The sequence below is a fragment of the Chryseobacterium formosense genome (genome assembly GCF_900116415.1).
Classification (GTDB): domain Bacteria; phylum Bacteroidota; class Bacteroidia; order Flavobacteriales; family Weeksellaceae; genus Chryseobacterium; species Chryseobacterium formosense.
The window spans coordinates 961,516-988,309 of the sequence record NZ_FPAP01000002.1 but is presented as its reverse complement, the minus strand read 5'-3'; the positions used below and the strand labels follow the sequence as shown (position 1 = coordinate 988,309).

Below are 26,794 nucleotides of genomic sequence, written 5' to 3'. Positions count from 1 at the left end.
TAGGTTGTGGCTAAAGCCTTTTATTTTATTTTAATTAGAAAGCGGGCTAAAGCCCGCTCCTATTACTAATATTTAAAATTAAATTTTATTTTCAAAAACAGCATAGTCGGAAACCTTAAAAGTAAAACTTTTCCCATTGCTAAAATCTCTTTTGCCACCATCAAAAACATTATTGAAAATTCCGCTTACATTTTCATCTTCAATAGAAAATTCAACGTCTTCTTTTGAAAAATTTAATACTACCAAAACTTCATTCCATTTGTTTTTTCTTATAAAAGCAAAAATTTTATCATTTGCAGATGTATTTAAAAGATAAGTTACAACGTTCGGATCGCCTCCTCTTAAAGCAGGATTTAACGATTTTAGATTTAATAAAGTTTTATAAAAATCGGCCATTTTACAATCACACGTCCAGTCGATAGAGTCTTTTTCGAAAAATTCCAACCTTTTTAAATTGGGAAGTTCCTGACCTGAATACAGCAAAGGAATTCCGTTCCAGGTTGCAGAAAACACAGCCATAGGCTTTGTAATGTCGCCATATTTTTCAAACTCGGTTCCGTTCCATGAATTTTCGTCGTGATTGGTTGTAAACCATGCTCTCATTGAAGAATCTCCTATCTGAGAATATTTTCTGAGCAAATCTACAAGTTCACTGATCGGTTCATTATTTTTATAAAAATCGGCCGATTTATGCATCCATTTCCATGAGTAACTTGCATCGAAAATCTTACCATATTCCGGATTTTCGAGCTCATCAAATTCGCCTATAAAAAACAGAGGTTTTATTTTTTCAAGTTCGGGTCTTGCTTCTTCCCAGAAATCTACCGTTACCCACGATGCAAGATCACATCTGAAACCGTCGATATTTGTTTCTTTAATCCAGAATTTCATCGCTTCGATCATCTTTAGGCGCATTTCTTCATTCTGATAATCCAGCTCAATGATATCATCCATACCAGAAGCCATTTTAAAAGTATTGTTTTCTTTCAGATAAAATTCGGGATTGGTTTTCGTCCAGATATGATCCCAACCCGTATGATTGGCAACCCAGTCGATAATCACTTTAAAACCTAAACGATGCGCTTCATTCACCAAATGCTTGAAATCGTCCAAAGTTCCGAATTCAGGATTCACCGAAGTATAATCTGATGCAGCATAAGGACTTCCGAGATTTCCTTTCTTATTGAGTTGGGCAATCGGTGTAATGGGCATAAACCACAACGTTTTTACACCCATATTTTTGAGGCGGGGCATTTCTTTTTCAAATGCTTTAAAAGTACCTTCTTTGGTGTATTGTCTTACATTGACTTCGTATATATTGGTGGTGTGTTTCCATTCCTGAGGTAAATCCATATTCATTTTCATTTTATAATCTAAGAAACATGTTCTGTTTGGTAAATCTTTTTTAAGTTTTATAATTTAAATCAAATATAAGTTCTCACTGCTTGTTCAGATTTAGCAGATTGTGATATAAAAATCAGTCTAATCCGTGAAATCTGCGAGAGGAATATTTTTACAAAAATAGGAATTTGAGTTTTAAATTTTATTAAAACAAAAAACCCTGAACTTGAATTCAGGGTTGTATTTTAAATTTTATCTTTCGTTGTCATCGTCTTCATCATCGAAAACGTCATCGTTATAGTCTTCTTCCTCTTCATCATCAAAATCATCATCTTCATCTGCAAAGTTGTTGCTTCCTCCGAAATCATCATCAAAACTAAAATCATCATCCATCAATGGCATTGCCGATTTTTTGTTTTTGGAACCCGAAGAACCGTTTTTAGTTGGTGCTTTTAAAGGTGCGTTTCCAAATCTGTAAGTCGTGATCGGATAATTTACGCCTTTCGTCTCTTCAACAACTTCTACCAATTCGCAGAAAAATTCCCAAAGATCCAGAAGACCATATTGGAACTGTGCTTTGTCTCCTGCAGATTCGAAGGCTTCATCGATGTACACATCAGACATAATCTCTCCGTCTCCATCATCACTCATATCTTCTAACGGCACACTTTTTACAACAGTACCATCCTCTTCAAGAAGATTAAAAGTAGAAAGCTCATCTCCGCTAAGGTTGAACGCACTTTTAATTCCCAAATGTAAGTTCCAGAGTGTTTGTTTTCCTTTGATCTCCACATCTCGGAAAATGTCTTCTTTTGTATCTAATATTACACGGATCTTATAAACCATATCAGTATTTCAATTACTTTTTGCCTATATTTATTATGATAAATTCTTGTTGCAAATATATAATAAATGAGATTTTACAAAAAATATTTAATAATTTTTTAGAAACTTTTTTTTTCTTACATTTCACCAAAATCATTTACTTTTATCGAGCATAAAACTGAATTTTGTGCCTTCAAGATAGACGCTTTCTGCAGTAATATTTTCGTTATGTGCTTCCAGAATATGCTTTACAATAGCTAAACCTAAACCGGAACCGCCCTGTCTTCTGCTTCTGCTGGTTTCCACTCTGTAAAAACGTTCGAAAATTCTTGGTAAAAGTTCGGCTTTAATTCCCATTCCGTTATCAATGACTTCAATAAGGACTTTGTTTCTGAGAACACTTGTTTTTACCACTACCCTTGCTTCCTGTCTGTTGGCATAATGAATGGCATTTGAAATCAGATTAATAAAAACCTGAGAAATTTTTTGCTTATCGGCATCCACAAAAATCTGGCTGTGCAAAGTCTGCAGCTGTAAAGCGGTATTGTTTTTCTCTGCTTCAAGATCAAGAAGATCGAAAACTTCTTTTATAAGAATATTGACATCAAATTTGGAAACATTAAGGTTGATTTCTCCGGCTTCCAGTCTATTGATCATATCGAGATCGTTGACAATGGCGATCAACCTTTCTACAGAAAAGCCGATTCGTTCTAAATATTTATCGCGAATCATCATATTGTCTACTCCGCCGTCAACCAGAGTTTCTACATAGCCCTGAATAGAAAAAAGCGGAGTTTTAAGCTCGTGAGAAACATTTCCGATGTATTCTTTACGGTAGCTCTCCATTTCCTTCATCATATCCATTTCTGTTACCTGCTGCTGATTGAAATCTGAAAATCTTTCGCCAAGCTCTTTCAGCGTTATATTGTTCTGATCACTATAAACAATTTCTTCGGGAAGGATTTTTGAGATCTTTCTGACCTGCTTTTTGGCGTAATAATTAAAAAGCAGTTCGAGAACCACATAATTAATAATAAACATTAAAAAAACACAAAGAAAAAAGCCAATTTTGAATTGGGAAGTATTGTAATATATATCTTTTAGCGAATCGAAAACGATTACCAAAATGAGCATTACCAGAGTAAGCAAACATGATGAGACGAAGGTGAGTCTGTAAAATTTCAATTTTACAAAATTTTGGGGTTGAATGTAAAGGTAGGAATTTTCTGAATTAAACGATCAGTTTATATCCTATCCCTTTTAAGGTCTGAATGGTATTGATTCCTAATTTCTCTCTCAGTCTTCGGATGTGCACATCGATTGTTCTTTCACCAACAATGACATCATTACCCCAAACTTTCTCAAGAATCTCTTCTCTTTTGAAAACTTTTTCGGTGTTTGAAGCTAAAAGGTAAAGCAGATCGAATTCTTTTTTAGGCAATAAAAACTGTTGTCCGTTTTTTGAAACCCTGAAATTATCTTTATCAATAACGAGATCTCCAATTTCAATCAATTTAGCATTATCAGAAACCTGAGAAGTCAGCTGAAGCAATGCATTAACTTTAGAAATAAGAATTTTCGGTTTGATAAGCTTTACAATATAATCGTTTGCACCTGCCTGAAAACCCGCCAACTGAGAAAACTCCTCGCTTCTTGCCGATAGAAAAACAATAAGTGATTTTTGAAGTTCTTTTATCTTGCGAAGTTCCTGGCAAGTTTCAATACCGTCTTTTTCGGGCATCATGACATCTAATAAGATCAGATCAGGAATAATTTCTTTGGCTTTATCGATCCCTTCATTACCATTTGTGGCGGTGTAAATGTCGTAACCTTCTTTTTCCAGATTGTAAGACAGAATCTCTAAAATATCGAGTTCATCGTCTATAAGAAGAATTTTCTTTTGATTCATTTTCAATTTTTACGGTTCAAAGTTAACAATTTTTGAATGATGGATGAACACAAGGGTTATCGTTCACATAAAGTTAACAATAATATTGTTTTCGTAATATTTAGTTAAGAAAAATTTAAAATTCTCTAAACCATTTACACCATCAAACTTTTCTTCCTTTGCACCGAAAGTAATTAGTAAAAAGAAAATGAATTTTAGAAAACTGAGTATCGCTGCATTATTCCTTACCACATCAGGAACTTTAATGTACGCTCAAGAAAAGAACGACACCGTAAAAAACGAAAAGAAAATTGAGGGTGTTATTATTCAGGGGACAACAAAAAAAGGCAGCGAGTCTAATATTATCAGTATACAGAAAAAATCTGTTGAAGTAATTGAAAGAGTGGGATCTGTACAGTTGGAAAAACAAGGTGTAGGTGACGTTTCTGTTGCCGTAACCAAAGCAACCGGTTCACAAAAGCAGGAAGGAAGCGGACAAATCTTCATCCGTGGACTTGGTGACCGTAACAACTCTACAACCATCAACGGGCTTCAGGTTCCATCCAACGATCCTTTATACAAAAACATTGATCTGAGTATTATTAAAACTGATATGATCGATTTTATCGGTCTGGAAAAAGTATACAACCCTAAACTTTGGGGAGATATGTCTGGTGCAAACGTTGACATTGTAACTAAAGTTTATACAGGAAAGCCATATTTCAAAGTAAATTTGGGATCATCTGTTAATTTTAATGCAGTTCAGAAGAATAACTTTTTCTTACAGGACGGGCCGAGCTATTTTGGGTTTACTAAAATAAATCAGCCATCTAAGAATTCAATTGTAAATCAGGGATATGTTTTTAAAACTTCATGGAAGAACCAGGAAACAAACAATCCTTTTAACTCTTCTTTAAGTTTTGATTTCGGAACAAACTTTAAGATTGGTGAACAAGGCAAACTAAGTATTTTCGGATACGGAGGTTTTGATAACAGCTACGATTATTTTAAAGGAACTACAGGTGGATCGTATGACGGACAAGATAATCCTTTAAGAATATATGATAATGCGGAAGAATACAGATACACAACTAATACAACCGGTGTAGTAAATGTAAACTATAAGATTAATTCTAATCATAATATTAATTTATCATCAAACTACATCCACACTTCTGAACAGAAACTTGGTAATTATTCAGGATACAACAGAGATTATTATGACAATGACCCTTCTCAGGAGAGATTCATTACTCAACAGAGAAGAGCGACTTACCGTATTAATGATCTAATTTCTAATCAGCTGAGAGGTGAACATACTCTTTCTGAACCATTAAAAATTTCTTGGAATATAGGATTTAACAGATTAGACAGCAAAAGACCAGACAGACAAGATAACGTAACTATTTTTGACAAGCAACAAAACTACAGCTTCTTTGCAAGCAGTAATCCGGGTGCAAACAACAGATATTACGATCAACTTTTAGAAAATGATTTCGTAGGTGACATCCATGCAGATTATAAAATCGGTGATGCTAAAATTACTTTGGGATATAGCGGAAGATATAAGGATAGTGATTTCAAAGCGACTCAATATAACTTCAGAATTTTACCTGCACAGGGAACTTATTTTGTAGATCCTAATAATTATGATACTTTCTTTAACCTTGGAAATTATCAGACAGGTGCATATTTCGATATTGTAACTTTCCGAGGAGATATAAAATATTCACCAGAAACAGCTCTTGTTCCACAGACTTTCACCTCAGAAATGACTAATAATGCCGGATATGTAAATGTAGATTATAAATTCAGTGAAAAGTTCACAGCTCAGCTCGGTGTAAGATATGAAAATCTTATGCAAAAGCTTACTTATAACACTGCTATCTTACAAGGAAAAGAAAACAGAGATTATAATAAAATCTTGCCAGCATTCAACCTTAAGTATAGTTTGAACGATAAGCATAATTTAAGATTAGCAGGATCTAAAACCTATACAACACCTTTATTGCTTGAAACAGCACCTTTCGAATATGTAGATGTAGATGAAAGTACAATTGGTAACGTATCAAATTACCCTGCGGATAATTATAATGTAGACCTGAAATGGGAATGGTTTCCTAAAAAGAATGAATTGATCTCATTGACTGCGTTCGGTAAATATATTCAAAATCCTTTAGCAAGAGTTACCATCAACTCTTCTTCAAACTCAGTTTCTTTTATGAATGTTGGAGATACCGGAAGAGTTTTTGGTCTTGAAGCTGAATTCAGAAAAGATATTTACACAACCGGAAATACAAGGATATATACCTTCATGAATGGAACATATCTTAATACTGAGCAGGATCTAGACACAGAAAAGGTAGCAAAAGAAAACCAAGGTTCAGGATTCTCAGCATCTTTTATCAAAGATAAAGACAAATTACAGGGAGCATCAGAATTCCTTGCTAACGCCAATGTTGGGTTAGAGCAAAAATGGGGTAATAAAAACACTATGGATTTCGTAGTTTCTTACTCATACATTTCGGATAATATCTATGCTTTAGGTTTCCAGAACAGAGGTAATATGGTTGATAAGGCATTCAGCACTTTAGATGCAACTCTGAAATTTAAATTAGGGAATGGTATCGGGTTCTCGTTTACAGGAAGAAACCTTCTCAATCCTTATTTCACAAGAATTCAGGATAATCCGCTTACCGGAAATGAACTTATTTCAAAAAAATATAAAAGAGGAACAGGTGTAGGAGCCAGTGTTTCTTACGAATTCTAAAAAATCTATAAATAAATTAAAATATTGTAAAATGAAAAAGAATACTTTAAAATTATTAGCTGCTGCCTTTATCATGTCGACAACAGCTGTAGTATTTCACTCTTGTAGTGACAATGATGATGAAGAAATCATCTCAACAGGAATTGCTTCAGATCCAAACAACTTTAAAGGAGAAGTAAAATCTGGTGAGACAGTAACATTAGATCCTACAAAAGTATACAAGCTTACAGGTTCAGTAATGGTAAAAGCCGGAGGTACTTTAGTAATTCCTGCAGGAACCAGAATTGAAGCTACAGGAGGTACTTCTGCATATATTACAATTGAGCAGGATGCTAAAATTTTTGCTAACGGTACTGCTTCATCTCCAATCGTATTCACTTCACCAGCTGCTACACCAGGAAGCTGGGGTGGTTTAGTAATCTGCGGTAAAGCTCCTATCAATAAAGGAACTACAGCTACAGCAGAAGTTGGTAATGCAACTTATGGTGGTACTAATGCTTCTGATAACTCAGGAATTATCAAATTTGTGAGAATTGAATATGCCGGAGCTATTTTTACAGCAGATAAAGAATTCAACGGTCTATCTCTTTTTGGAGTAGGTAACGGAACTACTATCGATAATGTTTCTTTAATTAACGGATCTGATGATGGTATTGAGTTTTTTGGAGGAACTGTAAATGTATCAAATATCGTATCTGTATCTAACGAAGATGATGCTTTTGACTGGACAGAAGGTTGGAGCGGAACTGCTACAAATATCTACACAAAAAGAAGAGCAAACGGTGTTGGGAACAGAGGTATTGAAGCAGATAACAATTCAAACGATCACAATGCAAACCCAATCTCAAACCCAACGATTAAAAACGCTACTTTCATCGGAGGAACAACTGGTGAAGCAGATGCTTTAAAATTAAGAGTAGGAACTCGTGGTACATTTGATAATTTAGTTTTATCAAACTGGACTACAGGGATCAATGTTGAGAACGATGCTTCTTTAACATGGTTTAATGGCCAGAATAAAATTACTAACGTAAAATTTGATGCTATAACAACAAAAGCTTCAGGAAAAGGTAACGATCCAGATGGTTCAGGACCTTTATCAGGACCGACTGTTACTATTTTAGCAAACACTTATACTGAAAATGCTTCTGCTACAGGTGCAGGAAATGGTGTTAACACTCCAACTTGGGCTACAGGTTGGGCCGGATTATAATAATACTAACAACTATACAAGACCGTTCAGATTTATAAAATTTGAACGGTCTTTTTAAAATCAACCAAATCATTAAAACTTAATATCATGAAACTAAATTTATTATTCAATAAAATAACGTTTATTTTTATTTTCATCAGCCAACTTGTATTTTCTCAAGATTTTAATACACAAGCTGATTTTTCTAATTTCAAAGTTTCTTATGTAGGCTCTGATCAATATATACATTATAATTATGACGTACAAGGCAAGTACAGAGGCTATAATTTAGCAATGTACTATAATGTAGTATCAAACAATACTCGAATTTTCACTAATTCTGTTTTCGATGATTCCAATTATGATCCAATTTACTATCCCACATCAACTACTATTGATACTTGGAACTTAATATGGGATGATTATTCCAAAGTGAAAAATGCGGTGAAATATATTTTGGTTATTAAAACTTGGCCTGTCTATAATGATGATGGTAGCATATTAATTCCGGAATTAACAAAAACATTAGGATATACTGCTCCAACTACAACTCCAAACTTAACAATCACAACTTTTCAAGTTTACAGTAGCTCAAGCGGAATTAAAATTTTTGATTCTAATACAAGCAGCAACGGAGGACCACAGTTGCAAAAAAACGCCAGTTATAAATTTTTAGTTACAGTAACTAAAACAGGTAATGCCGCTATAAATAATTTGAGATTCGATTTATCTCAATATGATGCCTTACAAGGAACTTATCCGAGTGTTTCTCCTAAAGCTGTAAAGACTCAATATTTAAATATTGGACAAACTCAAAACAGTGCAATAGTAGAAACTGAAACAACTATTGCAGATTTTGGTTCAAATAGTTTTATAGGAATTGCCTTTCATTTAGATAAAGATAATTTAATTCCGGAAACAAATGAAAATGATAACATAAAATTATTAGCAGCAGGTTATCATGGTAAAATGGCAAATATCACAGATCAAGTTGATGTTGATGTTTATGATATGAACGGTAATTTGCTTAAAAAATTAAAAACAACATCAGAAGACACAGATTTTGTAAAAGTTAAATCTCAATTAGGTTCAGGGAAATATATTTTAAGATCTAATGAGAAATCACGTCAAGTGTTGATAAAATAGGTAATTAGTTTCTTCATATCAAATTAAAAAACACGCTCGGGAAGATTCTTTCCGGGCGTGTTTGTTTTTTTATTAAGCTCAAAATTATTTATATTAAATTTCAAATATTCATTTGTATTTTCCGTTGGCAGAGTAAAGAGAAAATGGTAATTTGGTCTTTTCAAACAAAAGAGATTTCTGCGAAGAATTTTTACAGGAAGAAATTCAAAATATTATGAAGAAAAATTATTTCAAATTAATCATAGCTGCTTTTATTATAGGTTCTGTATCGTTGGGTATTCAGTCTTGCAGTACAGACGAAGAAACCATCAATTCTATCATTCCGACAGGGATTGCTCAGGATCCGAACAATTTCAAAGGTGAGGTTACCAATGGCGAAGTCGTAACTCTTGATCCTACAAAGGTATATGTGATGAACGGTTCGGTAAAAGTAAAAAACGGTGGAAAACTTGTGATTCCGGCAGGTATAAGGATTGTTGCTACAGCAGGAGCAGATTCTTATATTCTCGTAGAACAGGGCGGACAAATATTTGCCAACGGAACAGCAGGATCTCCGGTAATGTTGATGTCAGCAACGGCAGCGCCAGGAAACTGGGGCGGATTGATTATTTGTGGTAAAGCACCCATCAATACAGGTGCTTCCGGAACTTCAGAAATAGGAAATTCACCTTATGGAGGAACAGATGCGGTCGATAATTCTGGTATTCTGAATTATGTAAAAATCGAAAATGCAGGTGCTCCTTTCGGAACCGATAAAAAATTCAACGGGCTTTCTCTGTTTGGAGTAGGAAGCGGAACAAGAGTTGAAAATGTAGCTTTATTTAATACAGCCGATGACGGAATCGAAATTTATGGCGGAACAGTAGCTGTTGCTAATATTGTTTCTATCGGCAATACAAATAATGCTTTCAGCTTTAAAGACGGATGGGTAGGTACTGCCTCTAATATTTTCACTAAAAGAAGAACCGACGGCACAGGAAACAACGGAATCAAAGGCATCAACAACGCTACAAATCCCGATGCTTCTCCCCGATCAAACCCAACCATTAAAAATGCAACAATAATAGGAGGTAACGATACCGGTGAAACCAATGCTGTAAGATTATCTTCAGGAGCTCAGGCAACTGTCGAGAACTTTGTCATCTCTAGCTGGAAAACAGGCTTTAATCTTGAAAGTGATGCGACAGTGACTTATTTCAATGGTCAGAGCAAAATAAAGGACATTCTGTTTAATGCAAATGTTACAACAAAAGCATCGGCAACTTCAAGCGCAGGAACAGCAGTAACTATTGTAGCAAATACTTATACCGATAAAACCGATGCAAATGGAGCCGGAAACGGAGAAAATACCCCAACGTGGGCAATCGGATGGTCCGGATTACAATAATATTAGATTCAAATTAATAATTGATTCCTTGGAAATTTTTTCTGAGGATTTTTTTATTACATATCATCCTTTAAACTGAGAAGGCGTCATCCCCGTCTGTGATTTGAAAAATTTTGAAAAACTTGCCTGATCATAAAATCCCAGATCAAAAACAATGTCTTTCACAGACATTTCACTCACTTTGAGAAGACGTTTGGCTTCAAGCAAAATTCGATCCTGAATCAATGATGAAGCCGAAGAATTGATACTTTTTTTGCAGATGACATTCAAATAATTTGGCGAAATATTAAGCTTTTCAGCATAAAATGAAACCAATCGCTCTTCTTTGAAATACTCGTCAATAAGAGGTAAGAATTTTGAAAAAATAGGATTGTAATGATTCTGATCATCATTGTTAAATGTAAGCTCAACGGCCTTGCTTAGTAGCAACCCAATTACCTCATTTCTCTTCCTGATCATCTCCCAAAAAATATTTTCTTCATCCAGTAATTTTTTGATTGCCTTAAATTCATAAATGATCGATGTAAATGCATCATCAGAAAGATCAATCACCGGATGATTCTGGTATAAAGACTGGGAAAATCTCAAATTGGGAACTAACGTTTCGAACCAATTTCGGCTGATCATCAACTGATACCCTACAGTTCCGGGTTCAATTTTCCATTGATGTACCTGATCAGGAAAAACCAGATGAACTTGTTTATTTTTGATTTCATAATCTACAAAATCGATCGTGTGGCTGCCTTTTCCCCGATCAAAAATATTAATTACAAAAAAATCATGCTTGTGCGGATGATCAATTGAACGCTCACCATACAGCTCATTGAACAGTAAATTACTGTCCAACGACGGGTCTTTTCGGAAATCCTCAATTCCCAAAACCGGAAAGTGATCAGACTGATGATGCATCCAAATGATTTGCTTTTAAAATTAAAAAAATTTAATAAAGAAATCATTTTTAACATTATTATTTTTAAGGATTACGATTCCAATATTTTAGCAATCTGACTGAATCCCAATCTGTACGCATGTTCCAAAGCAGTAACACCGTCTTTATCTGCAATATCTTTTGCCCCTCCGTTTTTTAAAAACTGAACAATCTGCTGATATTTAAGACTACCATCACCGAGAATCACGGCTTCCATTAAAGCAGTCCAACCCAACCTGTTCACATGATTGATCGGAAAATCTTTTGTGTAAGCCAAAAATTTCACCGTTTCTACATGACCTCTTTCACAGGCAGGAATTAAAGCAGTTCCGTTGTACCGGTTGAAAATATCGAATCTTGCACCATTCTGAAGAAATAATTTCACCAATTCTGTTTGTCCGTTTGCTCCTGCATACAAAAATGGACTATCTAACTGCTGATCTTGCAAATTGACATCTGCACCATATTCTACAAGCAGTTTTGAAATTTTGATCTTTTTTCCTACCGCAGCAAGTAATAGCAAAGAACGTCCCCTCGAATCTTTTGTGTTCACATCAATCCCACTTTCCAAAGCTGCTCTTACGCCCTCTGCATCATTACTTTTTACAAGTTCAATTATACTTTTATCTATGACCATTTCTTTCTTTACAGACTGAGAAAAGCACATTTCAATTACAAGAAATAATAAGAAAATTAAAGCTTTCATCAGTTTGTTATTTTAATTAATAAACAATATTTCCTTTATATATGAGAGATTCCACGTTTGAAATTCTTGATACCGCTTCTGCAGAACAACTTGCATTTACCAATACAAAATCTGCATCGTCACCATTCTTTGGCCACTGTTGAACTCCTTTATCATCTAAAGGAAGAAGATCAGCCGTTGCAAGTTTCAGACTTCTTGAAAGTAAAAATTCAGTCGACTGCCCATAAAGCTGAGCATAAAGATTTGCTTTTTCCAAAACACTTCCTGTTCCGTATGTATTCCAATGATCGACAATACTGTCATTTCCAGTATAAACGATTACATTGTGATTTTTTAAAAGTGGCAGAGGCATGATGAGGTTCCCGATTGGTATTGTAGAGATTACACCAATTTGTGTGTTTCCTAATTTTTCGGCAATTTCTTCCTGTTTTATCTTTTCTAATTTTCCTAAAACAAAACAGTGACTTAAGAAAGTTTTTCCTTTCAGTGCAGGATTTTCATTTACTTTATCAATTAAATATTCCACCGTTTTCAAACCCAATTCTCCGGTTTCATGTAAGTGGATATCAATTCCTTTTTGATGATCCAGAGCCAATTGAACGGTAAAATCCATCGTCTTTTCAATTGCTCCGTCGATTGTGTAAGGATCGACTCCACCGATGAAATCTATATTCATCTTTGCAGCTTCTTTCAGATAAGGAACAGAATTTTTGTAGAAAACGCCATGCTGCGGAAAAGCCACAATCTCAGCACCAAAACTTTTCTTTTTGTTGTCTAAAGCTTTCTGAAGGTTTTTCAGGGAATCTAATTTGGAAGTTGGCTCGATATTCACATGGCTTCTTGCAAAAGCAGTTCCTTTTGACTGTAGCAACTCAATCATTTTTTCTGCTTTATAAGTAGAATTTTTGAGAATTTCGGGCATGATCTGTTCTTCAAGTTCAATCATTCCTTTCACGCCGCCTTTTCTTTTTCTTACAGCCTGCCATTTATCTCCAAAAAAAGTTTTATCCAGATGAATATGCATATCTCTGAATGCAGGAAGCATTAAAAATCCTTTTGCATCCGCCGCTTTTGCTTTAGGATCATTCTTGCTGATTTTTGTGATTTTTTCGTTTTCGGTTTCAACTAAAAACAAATCTGTTTTAGTAGCAATTACTTCACCTTCTTCATATTCAAAACCAGTTTCAAGACGGACGTTTTTTAAAATTAATTTTCCGTTATGTGGCAAAGCTTTATTTTTAGAAACTGTTTCTGCATTCATCATTACAGGTGACAAACCTATTCCTGCCATTGCTAAAGCAGAATTTTTAAGAAAATCTTTTCGTGAAATATTACCAGATCTTTCCATTACACATTTCTATGGTACAAAATTATGAACTGGTAAATTTTTATAATTGTATATTTTATTACATTGCTTGTATGAATTATTTATTAACAGATTACAAAAGATATTTGTTATTATTAGTCTCGAAATTTGTAAAGTTTATGTTTAAATAAAACAAAAAGGATGAAGCTTAACCTCATCCTTTTAAAATATTTATTTTTATATCTAAAAATATTCAAATTTTCTTACCGCTTCCAGAGTCATATCGATTTCTCTGTCTTTAATCGCATCACTGATGAAATAGGTTTCATACCCACTTGGCGGAAGATAAATTCCGTTGGTTAACATCTGGTGAAAGAAGTTATTGAACAGTGCATGATTGGCATTTTGCGCCTCATCAAAATTAGAAACCGCATTGATATGAAAGAATACCGACATCATCGAACCTTTTCTGTTGATTCTGTGCTCAATTCCTTTTTCATTTAAAATTTTTCCGATTTCAAAATCTAAAGTTGCTGTTGTTTTTTCTAATCTGTTGAAAAATTCAGGATCATTTTTAATGATTTGCAAAGTTTTTAAACCTGCTCTCATCGCCAACGGATTTCCGCTCAGTGTACCTGCTTGATAAACACCACCTTTTGGTGCAAGATGATCCATAATTTCGTTTCTACCTGCAAAAGCTCCAACCGGAAGTCCGCCTCCGATAACTTTTCCGTACGTTACCAAATCAGCTTTCACATTAAATAATTCCTGCGCACCCCCAAAAGCCAGTCTGAAACCAGTCATCACTTCATCAAAAATCAATAAAGCCCCGTTTTCGTCACAGATTCTTCTCAGGTTTTGTAAGAAATCATTTTCTGGCAAAACGCAACCCATATTTCCTGCAACAGGCTCGATAATTACCGCAGCAATTTCACCGTGATTATGCCTGAACAAATCCTGAACTTGTTCAAAATCATTATACCTTGCCAACAAAGTATCTTTAGCCGTCCCTTGAGTTACTCCCGGAGAATTCGGGTTCCCAAAAGTTGCTGCACCACTTCCTGCTTTAATCAAAAACGAATCTGAGTGACCATGATAACAACCTTCAAATTTTATAAACTTGTCTCTCCCGGTAAAACCTCTTGCCAGTCTGATCGCACTCATACAGGCTTCCGTTCCCGAAGAAACCATTCTGATTTGGTCGATATTAGGAACATTTTCTGTAATAAACTTTGCAATTTCAGTTTCTAATTCAGTGGGTGCACCGAAAGAAAAACCTTTTTCCGCCTGAATTTTTAATTCTTCCAAAACTTCAGGATGCGTATGCCCTAAAATGGCAGGTCCCCAAGAGTTGATGTAATCTATATACGTATTATCATCCGCATCGGTAAGATAAGCACCTTTCGCCGATTTCATAAAAACGGGAACTCCCCCCACTGATTTAAAGGCACGAACCGGAGAGTTTACACCACCGGGAATGTATTTGTAAGCTTCTTCAAATAAAGCCGAACTTCTTTGGTATTTCATTTTTTTAGTTGACAGTTGTCAGTTGTTGATCGTTGATAGATTTGCTGTTATAAAACAAACAACCATCAACCCAAACCCAACAACCAATTTTAGTTTCTAGGTTTTTTATCGATCAAATAAATCAGCTGCCCGGAAGAAGGTTTTTGACCTTCATCCATTCTGTTTTTTGCGTATAATTTATTGAGTTTAATTCCGAATTTTTGGGCAATATCGTACATATCTTCACCATATTCTGCTTTGTACGTTGCTGTATTTCCTGCCGAGTTTTTAGATTCTAGAAATACAATTTCATTTTTTGCCAGTGCATTTCCTTCAAGCTCGTTCCATTTTATAAGTTTGCTTTCGCTGATCTTGAATTTTTTAGCAATAAACTGTATATCTGTATCTTCAGGAATGACGATATATTTTAAACCACCATTCGGATGACTTTTAATTAAAATTGAATTTAAAATCTCCGTTCTGGTCTTTACTCTTTCTTTTTTCTCAGGAGCTAAAGCATAAACCTTAGGCTGAGATTGAGTTTTAGGAGTCGGAGCGATGGTTTTCTTCTTTTCCTTAACAGGTTCCAGCTGAGCCATAAACTGTCTGTCTTCCTGCAATCCCGGGTATTTTTTTAGTACTGCATAAAGAACTTCTTTAGAATTGACATCATCAAATTCATACAATTTATATTTCTCAATTTTCCCGATTAGAATCGATGCATAACGGGGATTTGTTGCATAACCTGCTTTTTTCAAACCATGTGCCCAAGCTTTGTAATCCTTCATATCAAGGTCAAAAAGTTTGGTGTAATATTTTCTGGTTGCCAAAAATATTGAGTGGTCTTCGTAAGATTGTTTTGGATCATCATACACACGGAAACATTCATTCGGAGCATCATCGGTATGCTTCATGGTTTTTCCGGTCCAGTCTTCTTTACATTTTATGCCGAAGTGATTTTTTCCTTCCTGAGCCAAACGGCTTTGTCCGCCACCTGTTTCCAAAAGTCCTTGTGCAAGCGTAATTGAAGCCGGAATTTTGTATTTTTCCATTTCTTCAACAGCATATTGTGCAAATCTTTGGATGTACTGATCTTCTGTTGCCCAGGTCTGAGCTGAGAATTTTGATAAAACTAAAAGGCTAATTAGTAAGAAAAGTCTTTTCATTTTTTATTTTTTTGAATAAATAAACACTTCGAATAACTAATAAGAGTGTTTTACTTTTACATTTATAGTATTAAATCTCTGTTCTGTTTCTCCAGCATCAGATTAGCTCCCTCAATTCCCTGCAAACCACCAGTGTGAAAACAGAGAATTTTGCTTCCTTCCGGGAAATAATCCGCATAAATCATTTCAAAAACTTTCTGCATCATTTTTCCTGTATAGATAGGCTCTAACGGAATATCAAACTTCATTTTAAAATCATTAATAAAACGCACATTTTCATCATTTATTTTACCATAACCGCCAAAAGCTGCATCGGTTAGATGAAAATTTTGTTTTGAAGTTAGTTCAGAAGTCTTGTTTTCCAAAGAAGAATCATCAACAACCTTAAATCCTATAACTTTCTGATTTTCTTCACAAAACTCTGAAATCCCCGCCAATGTTCCGCCGGTTCCAACTGCTGTGCAAAGATAATCAAAATCTTTTGTATCGTTATTGAGCATCATTTTTATGCCCTGAACCGCATTTATATTCGTTCCGCCTTCAGGAATAATCAACGCTTCAGGAAATTCCTGCTGTAAAAATTCGGTGAGTTTATCTTTATGGCGGTATTCTTCACGGGTAACGAATTTTAGATTCATTCCGTTTCTTTTAGCAAACACCAAGGTCGGATTATGCGTCCATTTATTTTCTAATTCTTCTCCACGAATAATTCCTAAAGTTTTAACCTTAGCCAAATTTCCTGTTGCTGAAACAGCTGAAATATGATTTGAAAATGCTCCGCCAAAAGTTATGATGAGAGGGTTTTTAGGCTGAGTCTCAAGATAATTATTAATGTTAAAAAAAAGTTTCCAGTATTTATTCCCTGAGATTTGAGGATGTATTAAATCTTCCCTTTTGATAAAGAGTTTAACATTTTTCTGAACGGGAATTTCCTGAATCGGAATTTTCTCTGATAGAATTTTTAACATTACAGCTTAAAACTACACTACAAAATTAAGATTTTTAATTATTTTAATAATATTTTAATTTTCATTTCATAAACTTTGTGAAACTCCAAAATTTTCTTTTTTTGAGATAATTTAAATCATGTTCCATCGCATACGCTTCCCTTTCAAAAGATATTGATTTATAAGCCTGATAAGCATTTTTCAACCTGAAAAAATGATAATAATATTCTACCATATAAAGAATATAAAAAAATATGATCAACAGTTCTAATTGCTGTCTGATATGAATTTTTTCATGATTAATCAATACTCTATTCTTCTTATCTTCAGGATTCTTGATGAAAATAAAAGGAAAGAGTGTAATGCCGTTTATTTTTGTATTTTTGAGGAGCCTTTGGCATACAATTATCATAATAACAAATATAAAAGTTTTGATTTAACTTATGGCACTTTTTCAAATCAAAGAAGGTGAAGACTTTTACTATAACGAGCAGGGCTATAAGGTTTTTACAGAAAAATTTCATCTGAAACGTGGACATTGCTGTAAAAGCGGATGCAGACACTGTCCGTACGGATATGATAAAAAGACAGACACATTTATAAAAACCAATAAAAAAAATAAATAAAATGAAGAAATATATTTTTATTTTGCTTGCTGCAAGTTTAGGTTTGTCATCATGCAGCCCTTTCAAAGTGCGTTCAGATTACGCGCAGACAGCTAATTTCTCGTCATACAAAACGTATAAAATCAGAATCGATGATCTGAAGCTGAACGATATTGATAAAGACAGAGTTTTGAACGAGCTTTCTAAGCAATTGCAGATGAAAGGCCTCCAGTCTGGAGAAAACCCTGATTTGATCGTTAATGTGAAAGCAAATCACAAAAAAATTACTGATATTACGACATCCAATCCTGGCGGAATGTGGGGGTGGGGCGGCGGTTTCGGATGGGGAATCGGAATGAACAGAACCTGGAGCAGCAATTACAATGAAGGAGCAATAATCGTTGATATGGTTGATGCAAGATCTCAAAAGCTGGTTTGGCAGGGAATTGGAAGCGGAATTTCTGTAGACCGACCAAAAGCTAAGCAGAAACAGATTCCTCAGATCGTAGGTGAAATTATGGCTAACTATCCTCCGGGAATGAAGAAATAATAAAATTTTCAATTTAAATTATATAAAAAGTCAACACAAAATTTGTGTTGACTTTTTTTGATTACACGTTAAAAATATGGGTTTTTAAAAATAATTATTCTTTGATGGTTTTAACAGTCTGTGATTTTCCGTCTTTAAATTCTATCGTCATGAAATAAATTCCTGCTTTCAAATCGCTTAGATTTATTTTTGAAGATGGTTTTTCTATCATTCTGATCAGTCTTCCGGAAACATCTGTGACTTTTAATTGTTTTATTTCTTTTGTGTCAGAAAGGGTAATCACATCAGTAAAAGGATTTGGATAGATTTTGAAATCATTTAATTTTAAATCGCTGGTAGATAATGCCGTTTTCGGTTCCCAGACTGCATCATCCCAATAGTGACCAGCCCAGGTTGTTCCGGGATTTCTGATGGCCAGTCTTGCATTTGCAGGAACTGTCGTAGGCACATCAAAAATTCTTTCTGAAGTACTATCATATGTGCTATTTGTAATTGTAATCGATTGCAGTGTTACAAAAGTTGTTGCATCATCGACGTCCGTAATATATCCAAAATCTAAAAGTCCCGATCCTGAATTTACTCTTACCTTAAATTTAAAGTGGTGCGTTCCCGCATTGATATTGGTAAGTGACGGCATGACGACAATGGAAACTTTATTATATCCTGTCTGATAAACATTACTCGGGCTGGATGCAGGAGAAGTGCTTGAAATAATCTGATTTCCGCCACCTGCTGTAAGAATACTATTCCAGCAAGAAGGAACTACTCCCATGTTACAGCATGACAGCGTATCAAAATTTTCAGAAAATTCAGATACTGCATTACACTGGGCATTCAAAAATGAACCGACAGATGCAGTAATAAGACCTGCAAAAAGAAAATTGTTTTTAATCATTCTAAATAAATTTAATCACAAAAATAAATATAAATTCTATTGCCATTTTATAAATAATTATGATTTATATCAATTAAAAATTCATTCATACTTTATATTAAACTTAATTAATTTTAATAAAAGAATATAAAATTTACAAATACCACTGTTTCAAAATCAAACAATAAATATTGTGCATAACGTTGTAAAATTTAATATTAGTGAGTCTTACTTTTAATAATAATGTAATTTTACATTCACCAAATTGTATTAATCTTACCGCAAATTATATTTTTATGAAAAAACTATTTTTATTCTTTACATTCTCGCAGCTGGCTCTTGCACAGGCTCCTGCAGGATATTACAACTCAGCCAACGGATTATCAGGAGCTCAGCTTAAAACTGCATTAAGCAATATCATCACTAACGGACATCAGGACAAAGGCTACAACGGACTTTGGACCGCTTACAAGACAACCGATATTGATAAAAATTACGAAAATGACGGCTCTATTCTCGACATTTATTCCGAAAGACCAAGTTCTGCAGATCCTTATAAATATACTCCCGGAAATAATCAATGCGGAACGTATTCTACCGAAGGAAATTGCTACAACCGTGAACACATCGTTCCTCAAAGTCTCTTCAGTGAAGCTTCTCCTATGAAATCTGACGTCCATTTCATCAGAGCAACCGACGGAAAGGTAAACGGAATGCGTTCCAATTATCCTTTCGGGAAAGTCGGGAGTGCAAGCTTTACTTCTTTAAATGGTTCTAAGCTTGGAAGCTCTTCTTCTGCAGGATTTTCAGGGACAGTTTTTGAACCGATTGATGAATTTAAAGGTGACGTAGCCAGAATGGTTTTTTATTTTGTCACGAGATACCAAAGTAAACTTTCTACATTCTCTACAGGAAACATGCTTGGATCTTCGGCATTTCCGGGACTTCAAACGTGGGAACTGAATGTACTTTTAGCTTGGCACAATCAGGATCCGGTTTCTCAGGCTGAAATTAACAGAAATAATGCTTCTTATACTTTTCAGGGAAACAGAAACCCGTTTATTGATAACCCAAGTTATGTGAATCAAATCTGGGGCGGACAAGCTCCAACAACAGACACACAGACTCCGTCAACTGTTACTAACTTAACGGTTTCCGGTAAAACAACCAATACAGTTTCTTTAACATGGAATGCTTCCACCGATAATGTAGGGGTATCATCTTACGATGTTTATATGAATGGTAGCTTAAAAACAAATGTTGCGTCAACTTCTACAACCGTTTCTGGATTAAACCCTTCTACAACGTATAATTTTTATGTAAAAGCGAAAGATGCAGCAGGAAATGTTTCTGCAAACAGCTCAACTGTTTCGGCAACAACAAATGCTGGAACAACCAATCCTAACCCGACAGGTTGTGTAAGTGAAAATTTCGAGACCATTCCATCGGCAAGCTCATCATCGTATTCTACAAGGACATGGACGAGCAACGGAATTACATGGACTGCAACTGATTCCAGAACCGATCAAACCATTACAAATAAAGCCATAACCATAAGAGACGGATCATTAAAATCAAACAGCTCAGCAAACGGAATTGGCTCATTAACCGTTACAACTCAACTGAAATTCAGTGGAAGCAATGGTACTTTTAATGTTCAGATAAATGGTGTAACGGTCGGAACCGTACCTTACAGCACAACTGCAACGACTACAACCATTAACAACATCAATGTTTCCGGAAATGTAGTGATAACTTTAGTTAATAATTCTGCCAGTAACAGAGTAGCGATTGATAATTTAAGCTGGACTTGTCATAATACAGCTTCAAGACAAGCAAAGACCCCAAGTTTTAATGCGGAAGCAAAAGAATTAAAAATCTATCCTAATCCAATTGTGAATAATGAAATTTTTGTAAAAGGTGAAACTGAAAGCATCAAAAAAGCGGAGATCTATAACCTTCAAGGGAAAGTAATGCAGACTTTTGATCATCCTTTCAAAAAGGAAAATTCAATTAGAATTAAAAGCTTATTACAGGGAACTTACATTTTAAAACTTGACGAATCAGCCTTAAAATTTATCGTAAAATAATTTGTAATTATTATCACTAAGCAATAAAAATGCTGTCCTGAATTTCCGGACAGCATTTTTATAAATTGACGATTTAATCAGACAGCTTCAAAGCTAAAGTCGGTCGTATATTTTATATCATATTGTTTGTATGATTGGCGGACATCCATATTTTTAATCAATCCATTATTTTTTGAAACAGTAAGATTTCCTGTAAAGCTAAGATTATTTTGAATATCATCAGCTAAAGACTGAACAAGAGAAATTTCGTTTTGATTTTCCAATGAATTTACTGTTTGCTGAATAGGTAACGAATCAGAATTGAAATTTATTTCAAAAAAAGATTTTCCGTTTCTAAAAGGATTTCGGAATGAGGAAAAATACGTTTTCAAGAAGTAATCCTGCTTCATTTTCTGATCAAAAAGTACAGGGTTCTGAACGACATATTTAAATTCTTCAAGATAAATTGCAGCATATTTGTCAGGAAACAGATCATACAATTTTGCCATTATCCCATTCAAATCATTCAAAATCTGCTTTTTTACAGCAGTTCTAACTAATTCTCCTTTAGAATTAGCATAAACCTCGACTGAACCTAAACAATTCATGCTTTCGACAGCAAGATAGCTCATTTTGGTATCATGAAGATTCGAAAACTGATCTTTTGAAAAATGAAAAAGATGTTCATTGAATTCGTTTTTAATCCATTGTAAAGATGCGACATAAGAGAATGCGTTCTCGATTATTTTACCACCGTCATCGGTTGATTCTTTAATTTTAACTTTAAAATCATTCAAAAACCCAACAGGATCAAATATAATTTCCGGATTTCTTTCTAAACTTTTGAAGGGCGCATCATTTCTTGCGTTGTAATCATTTATTTTCTTTAAATCAGGTAAAAGAAGCTTCTTTCCGGGGACGAGCTCTTTTTCGATAAAATCTTCATGTCTGCAGTAGGTATTGTGAAATTCTTTAACGTATACAGGATTTTCAAGCTTAATTTTTTCTGCAATGTTTTCCAGTGTATCTCCGGGAAGTATAAAGTGAATCATCATAAATTTTAGAGCTTCATTTAGAAAATTGCGATTTCAGATTATCGTAAAGGTTTATAATTATTTTCTTTTCAAAAAATCTTTAAAATTAATCGGCATTATAAACAATTTTTCTCCTGACAGACTGATTCTGGTTATACAATTCTATATCTGTGACTCCGCCTTCATAGAGCATTTCAATGATGACCGAATTTTTATTGATCTTATAAGAAATTTCAACGATTCCATTTTTATTTACCTTTTCAGAAGTATTGGTTTTCGGAAGCTTTTTAAGCAGAAATTCCGAATCTCTTACCAACGACTGATTAATAATTTCCTGATAAACATCTTCGAGCGAATTGGAAGAAATGATACATTCCTCACCCGACATCATCTCACCAGTAAGCTCCTTACAATTAGTTTTAGCAATATTGGCTATTGATTTTTCATTTTTTCTGGTTGTAATACCACAAACTTTTCTGAAATCATATTGAGTAAGAAGTTCTTTTTTGAAACTAATTTCCACAGGTTCTTCTGGATCAGCCGTAATATCAAAAAGTTTTTCTGAACCGGGTACAAAGTTGAGCCACGCAACTGCATTTTCTACTACCTGTTTATTCTGTGAAGATTCTGAAAGATTGTTTTTTACATATAATTCCAAAACAATTTTATCATCAGAACTGCTTTCAATTCTGATAAAAACATCCTTGTAATTTTTTACCGCCGGAAGATTGCTGGACAAAACAAGCTGTCGGAAAAACTCTTCACAATCGATCTCTGAATTTTGCTCAACAGTTTTTGGCTGAACAACTTCTGCACTTTTTACTTCAGCAATCGGTTCTGCTTTATTGGACGCCTTCTGGCATCCAAACATGAATAAAACAAAAAATAGTATTGCGCTTTGCTTCATTTTTTTAATCATAAATTTAAATATAAACTACAAGGCTTCTATAAATCTGGCTCTGATATTCTTTAAAGAATCCTGATAAGCCGTTTGTGCGGTTGTATCTTTCGCATTAAACCATCTTGCATAATTTCCGTTGTATTTGATGATGTATTTTGCTTTGTATTCCATTCCGGCAAGTACAGAAGGTAATTTTACAAACTCTTTCTGCTTATCGGTAATCTGTGCATTTCCTCCTGCTCCACTCAGACCTTTACCTTCAAATGCACTCCATGTTCCTGTTGGCTGCTCGATGAAAAGTGAAGAATCCCAACCATAATAAGGTGGTTCTCCAAACGCTTCCATACCTCCTGTTCCGCAATGCTGATATTGTTTTGATTTAAAATGAGAAGTCTCTAATCGGTACATTTTTTCTACAATGGTAACCAACTGTTTGCCTGTAACCTCAACTTCTTCTTCTGAACCTTCCCATTTCCATTTCCAAGTTTGGTTTTTATATCGGTTATACAGATCGGTAATAGCTTGTTTACCGTCTTCTTCTGTGAATAGTTCGTCATCACCTGTATCATCATTGAAAGTATTTTTATATCCTTCTCTCAAAATTTCCAGCGGATCTACAAGATCGCTTCTTCGCTTATATTTGTTGTCGCCCGACAAGATATGATTTTTATCTAAATCAAAACCTTCAGTTCCTGTATAATGCTCGAAGTGAATCATATAAATAGTATGTCCGCTGATCACTGTAATCCCGTGAAGATAACCGGTAACTCCAAGTTTTTGTCCCTGTACAACCTGATCTCCCTCTTTTACTTCTTTCTTGCTTGGCGCAACTTCACCGTAATTGATGATAAACTCACGTCCGTCGTTGGTTTTATGATGTACGGCAATATAATCGGTTCCGGCATAGAAAGGTGCTGTTTTTAGAACTACACCATCTGCCATGGCAACAATTTCGGTTTCCGGCTGCGTGTAAAGATCTCGGCCTGCATGCTTTCTGGTTCCTTTGCTTCTGTTTGAATTGAAAGTCGTCATATTATTACCCTGACTTGCCGCCCAATAATAATTTTGTCCCCAGGTTTTGCCAAGATCATTTTCCGGTTTTACTTTGAGTGGGAAAATCACCGGTTTTGTTTTCGTTAATTGGAAATAGGCGCCATCCGTTTTCAGGAAGTCTTTTTCATGCTGTTTTTCTCCCTGTGCTTTTACCTGAAGATACAACAGCTCAGATTGTTTTTTGTACAATTTAAACTTTACCGTATCATTTTGCTTATAGGTTTTCACCTCTAAAATACTTTCAATATCGGCAATGAAAGCTGTTTTGTCATCGGCAATTTTCGGATTGTTGGCATTGCCTTTTTTGGCATTGGTTAAAATAATATCAGCAATTCTTCGCTTATCATTATCATTTGCGATGGCAGTATCTCCACCGAATTTATAAGTATATTCACCATCTTCTTTTCCTTTTGCTAATTTTTCTCTCCATTGCTTAAAATCATCATTAGACTTAGGTCTCAGATGGACAGGAACTTTAGCTATTCCATTTTCTATAGTGGCTTTAAATTCTGTTTTCTCTGTGCCCTGAACTTCTGTTCCTGCCTGTGCAGGTTGCTCCATCTGAGCTTCCGTAATTTCAAGAACAGGTAAAACTGCTCCTGCAGAACCTTTTAGGAAACCATCTTTTTCTTTAATGATAATGGTTGCCTGTTTTCCGTTCAAACCTGCGGCACGAGCAACAAGATAAACTTTAGAATCTAAAGGTGCTTTCTCTATCTTTTTGAATTCTGCCCCCAATTTAAAAACAGGAATTGTAACGGTTTTGTTATTTTCCGTATCAGTACCATATTCATTGGCAGTAAGTGCCTGAATAATGGTTTCTTTTGTCGTATATTTTTTTGCAGCTTTTAATTCGCCTGCGATTCTTTTAAGAACAGTATCGGCTACTTTTGCTTTTTCATCGGCAGTAGAAGTTTTGTTGTTGGCTTTTCTTCCGCCAAATGTATACACATGATTTCCATCTGCTTCACCTGTAAGTTTTGTGTATTCTTTTTTAGCAAAATAAGCATCCGTTAAATTCTCAACAGAAGAATCCTGAACAATACTCACTGTTTTCCCGCCGCCGGCTTGTGGAGTCGGTGTTTTCTGGGCTGTAATTTTTCCCGGAGCTTCTTTGTAATCCCAAAGTTCAAGTTTGTTCCACCAATCTGTAACTCTGTCGACGATTCCTTTTTCTTCCTTTTGAGATTGAGGTTTTGCAGCCGCAGGAGAGTTTTGAGCTCTCGGAGGAGGTGTTGTCTGAGCAGGAGGTGTTGTCTGCGATGAAGAATTATTATTTGTTTGCTGTGGTCTTGGTTGCGGTCTGGTTACCGGAGTCGGAGCATGAAGCGGATTATTTACATTAACATTATCCGTTGCATGTTTCGTATGCGAAAAATATTCTACGGTAACATAAAATTCAAGCTTTTCGGGATCTGTTTCGCCCTGCATTGCTTTTTGCATCAATGCCCTTGTTAAAGTAAATTCTGCTACAGCAACGCCACTTGCATTTACAGACGCTTCTTTCGTTTCAATTAAAAGATTTTTGACATCATGACCTTCCCCAGTCTGATCATCTTCCCAAAGAGAAAATTTCAATTTTTTACCCGCCAAATTAACGCAGTGTGCACGAGCTCTCATTTTTTCCGTAAAACTAAATTCAGTTCCGGGAGAATCATCTACATATTGCAGTTCTACTTTTTTAATTTTCGGAACTGCTGCAGGTTGCGGAGTGATTTCAATGGTAGAAGCTCCACTTCCTTCCGGTTCGAAAAGATAAGCTTCAAGGCGATAGGTATGCTTTTGTGCAACTTCACCAAAAGTAAAAGTTCCTGTACCTGTTTTTTTTATGTTGGTTGTTGTAAATCTGCCGTCGGATCTTTTTTTGAACAATTCCCAAGTAACACCTGCTGCATTACGCTGGTTTTGTGGTGTCGCAGGATACCAGTCTGCAATAGTGTAATTCGTCGCCTCCCCTACTTTAGGAGAAGTATTACCGGATATTTTTGAAACTCCTCTTTTTGACATCTCAGAAATTTTTAAAATTAATAAGCATCTATTTCGCTTTCCATCGCTGTTTCTTTGAAGTCATCGACATTTACCAGAGGATTCATGTGTCTGATGATTTTCTCATCTGCATTTTTCACATTCTGTTTGCTCATCTCACCACGCTGCCCGTGATCTTTAATGGTGATTTTGCCACCAGTTGTACATTGAAGTTCAGAAACTTCAGTCACACATTTTTTATCCATTACCAAAACTTTTTCATAAGTTTTCTGCCATTTTCCCGCAGGTGCATATGCGCAGGGAAGGTAACCGCCTGAGCTTGGTTTTAGTTTACATTTTCCAAAACTTGGACCGGGTGGATCAAACTGTAGGTCGTCTTCTGTGACAGCCAGATAATCTGCACTTCCTGCAGAATCATTCCAGAAATGTTTGTTGTGTGTACTTACGATATGTTTAGGAAACTGATCTCCCTGATCACATTGACATGTTCCCTTTTGAACGACAAAGTGTTTGCCATCATGAGATGATGCTTGAGTAGACATATTTGTGATATTTGGTATCTCAAAGATAACAAAAAGTAATTTAACATAAAAAAAACGGAAAATTAATTTTCC

23 protein-coding genes are annotated in these 26,794 nt (G+C 35.1%); 7 read left to right on the top strand and 16 right to left on the bottom strand.

What is annotated here, in order from left to right; genetic code table 11:
* Positions 1-78 precede the first annotated feature (78 nt).
* The 4 genes from BM371_RS10855 to BM371_RS10840 form a co-directional block, all read right to left on the bottom strand.
* Positions 79-1,359, bottom strand: a complete 1,281-nt coding sequence (locus BM371_RS10855; protein ID WP_034677104.1) for an alpha-amylase family glycosyl hydrolase — start codon at positions 1,357-1,359, stop codon at positions 79-81.
* A gap of 234 nt (positions 1,360-1,593) precedes the next feature.
* Positions 1,594-2,187: an IS1096 element passenger TnpR family protein gene (locus BM371_RS10850; protein ID WP_034674174.1), complete on the bottom strand. Its 594-nt coding sequence runs from the start codon at positions 2,185-2,187 to the stop codon at positions 1,594-1,596.
* A 132-nt stretch (positions 2,188-2,319) separates the two neighbouring features.
* A complete protein-coding gene (locus tag BM371_RS10845; RefSeq protein ID WP_034674171.1) occupies positions 2,320-3,351 on the bottom strand; it encodes a sensor histidine kinase in 1,032 nt (343 codons plus the stop codon).
* A 46-nt stretch (positions 3,352-3,397) separates the two neighbouring features.
* Positions 3,398-4,075, bottom strand: a complete 678-nt coding sequence (locus BM371_RS10840; protein WP_034674169.1) for a response regulator transcription factor — start codon at positions 4,073-4,075, stop codon at positions 3,398-3,400.
* A 187-nt stretch (positions 4,076-4,262) separates the two neighbouring features.
* Here BM371_RS10840 and BM371_RS10835 point away from each other — a divergent pair, with 187 nt between their 5' ends.
* From BM371_RS10835 to BM371_RS10820, 4 genes are all read left to right on the top strand, one after another.
* Positions 4,263-6,824 (top strand): TonB-dependent receptor domain-containing protein, encoded by a 2,562-nt coding sequence (locus tag BM371_RS10835; RefSeq protein WP_051882622.1) that lies wholly within the window; start codon positions 4,263-4,265, stop codon positions 6,822-6,824.
* Positions 6,825-6,855: 31 nt separating this feature from the next.
* A complete protein-coding gene (locus tag BM371_RS10830; protein WP_034674167.1) occupies positions 6,856-8,037 on the top strand; it encodes a hypothetical protein in 1,182 nt (393 codons plus the stop codon).
* A gap of 87 nt (positions 8,038-8,124) precedes the next feature.
* Positions 8,125-9,162: a hypothetical protein gene (locus BM371_RS10825; protein WP_034674165.1), complete on the top strand. Its 1,038-nt coding sequence runs from the start codon at positions 8,125-8,127 to the stop codon at positions 9,160-9,162.
* A 214-nt stretch (positions 9,163-9,376) separates the two neighbouring features.
* Positions 9,377-10,549, top strand: a complete 1,173-nt coding sequence (locus tag BM371_RS10820) for a hypothetical protein (RefSeq protein WP_034677101.1) — start codon at positions 9,377-9,379, stop codon at positions 10,547-10,549.
* Between the two features lie 63 nt (positions 10,550-10,612).
* On the opposite strand, the gene BM371_RS10815 is transcribed toward BM371_RS10820, so the two are convergent.
* The 7 genes from BM371_RS10815 to BM371_RS20740 all read right to left on the bottom strand — a co-directional run bounded on the left by BM371_RS10815 (position 10,613) and on the right by BM371_RS20740 (position 17,520).
* The gene (locus BM371_RS10815) at positions 10,613-11,458 is read right to left on the bottom strand and encodes a helix-turn-helix domain-containing protein (RefSeq protein WP_034674163.1); all 846 of its coding nucleotides are present in this window, start codon (positions 11,456-11,458) and stop codon (positions 10,613-10,615) included.
* A gap of 71 nt (positions 11,459-11,529) precedes the next feature.
* On the bottom strand, positions 11,530-12,183 hold the full coding sequence (locus BM371_RS10810) for an ankyrin repeat domain-containing protein (RefSeq protein ID WP_034674161.1): 654 nt from the start codon (positions 12,181-12,183) through the stop codon (positions 11,530-11,532).
* A gap of 16 nt (positions 12,184-12,199) precedes the next feature.
* Positions 12,200-13,444, bottom strand: a complete 1,245-nt coding sequence (locus BM371_RS10805; RefSeq protein ID WP_394334189.1) for an amidohydrolase — start codon at positions 13,442-13,444, stop codon at positions 12,200-12,202.
* Between the two features lie 288 nt (positions 13,445-13,732).
* Positions 13,733-15,016, bottom strand: a complete 1,284-nt coding sequence (hemL, locus tag BM371_RS10800) for a glutamate-1-semialdehyde 2,1-aminomutase (RefSeq protein WP_034674157.1) — start codon at positions 15,014-15,016, stop codon at positions 13,733-13,735.
* 89 nt (positions 15,017-15,105) lie between these two features.
* Entirely contained in the window at positions 15,106-16,161 is a 1,056-nt protein-coding gene (locus BM371_RS10795) for a glucosaminidase domain-containing protein (RefSeq protein ID WP_034674155.1), read from the bottom strand.
* 62 nt (positions 16,162-16,223) lie between these two features.
* Entirely contained in the window at positions 16,224-17,129 is a 906-nt protein-coding gene (locus BM371_RS10790) for a 1-aminocyclopropane-1-carboxylate deaminase/D-cysteine desulfhydrase (protein ID WP_034674153.1), read from the bottom strand.
* Between the two features lie 61 nt (positions 17,130-17,190).
* The gene (locus BM371_RS20740) at positions 17,191-17,520 is read right to left on the bottom strand and encodes a hypothetical protein (RefSeq protein ID WP_034674151.1); all 330 of its coding nucleotides are present in this window, start codon (positions 17,518-17,520) and stop codon (positions 17,191-17,193) included.
* Between the two features lie 31 nt (positions 17,521-17,551).
* Between BM371_RS20740 and BM371_RS10780 the strand changes: the two genes are divergently transcribed.
* Positions 17,552-17,734 carry a DUF5522 domain-containing protein gene (locus BM371_RS10780; protein WP_034674149.1) on the top strand — a complete coding sequence of 61 codons (183 nt, stop codon included), beginning with the start codon at positions 17,552-17,554 and terminating at the stop codon, positions 17,732-17,734.
* A 1-nt stretch (position 17,735) separates the two neighbouring features.
* Entirely contained in the window at positions 17,736-18,263 is a 528-nt protein-coding gene (locus tag BM371_RS10775) for a DUF4136 domain-containing protein (RefSeq protein ID WP_034674148.1), read from the top strand.
* A 94-nt stretch (positions 18,264-18,357) separates the two neighbouring features.
* Here the strand turns inward: BM371_RS10775 and BM371_RS10770 are convergent, their stop codons facing one another.
* Complete coding sequence (locus BM371_RS10770) at positions 18,358-19,158, bottom strand: T9SS type A sorting domain-containing protein (RefSeq protein WP_034674145.1); 801 nt, start codon at positions 19,156-19,158, stop codon at positions 18,358-18,360.
* A 275-nt stretch (positions 19,159-19,433) separates the two neighbouring features.
* Here BM371_RS10770 and BM371_RS10765 point away from each other — a divergent pair, with 275 nt between their 5' ends.
* Positions 19,434-21,227 (top strand): endonuclease, encoded by a 1,794-nt coding sequence (locus tag BM371_RS10765; RefSeq protein ID WP_034674142.1) that lies wholly within the window; start codon positions 19,434-19,436, stop codon positions 21,225-21,227.
* A gap of 77 nt (positions 21,228-21,304) precedes the next feature.
* Here the strand turns inward: BM371_RS10765 and BM371_RS10760 are convergent, their stop codons facing one another.
* From BM371_RS10760 to BM371_RS10745, 4 genes are all read right to left on the bottom strand, one after another.
* Positions 21,305-22,258 carry a hypothetical protein gene (locus tag BM371_RS10760; RefSeq protein WP_131430894.1) on the bottom strand — a complete coding sequence of 318 codons (954 nt, stop codon included), beginning with the start codon at positions 22,256-22,258 and terminating at the stop codon, positions 21,305-21,307.
* Between the two features lie 88 nt (positions 22,259-22,346).
* Positions 22,347-23,147, bottom strand: coding sequence for a hypothetical protein (locus tag BM371_RS10755; protein ID WP_131430892.1), 801 nt, complete (start codon positions 23,145-23,147; stop codon positions 22,347-22,349).
* 27 nt (positions 23,148-23,174) lie between these two features.
* The gene (locus BM371_RS10750; RefSeq protein WP_051882618.1) at positions 23,175-26,201 is read right to left on the bottom strand and encodes a M23 family metallopeptidase; all 3,027 of its coding nucleotides are present in this window, start codon (positions 26,199-26,201) and stop codon (positions 23,175-23,177) included.
* 17 nt (positions 26,202-26,218) lie between these two features.
* The gene (locus tag BM371_RS10745) at positions 26,219-26,722 is read right to left on the bottom strand and encodes a DUF4280 domain-containing protein (RefSeq protein ID WP_034674138.1); all 504 of its coding nucleotides are present in this window, start codon (positions 26,720-26,722) and stop codon (positions 26,219-26,221) included.
* Positions 26,723-26,794 lie beyond the last annotated feature (72 nt).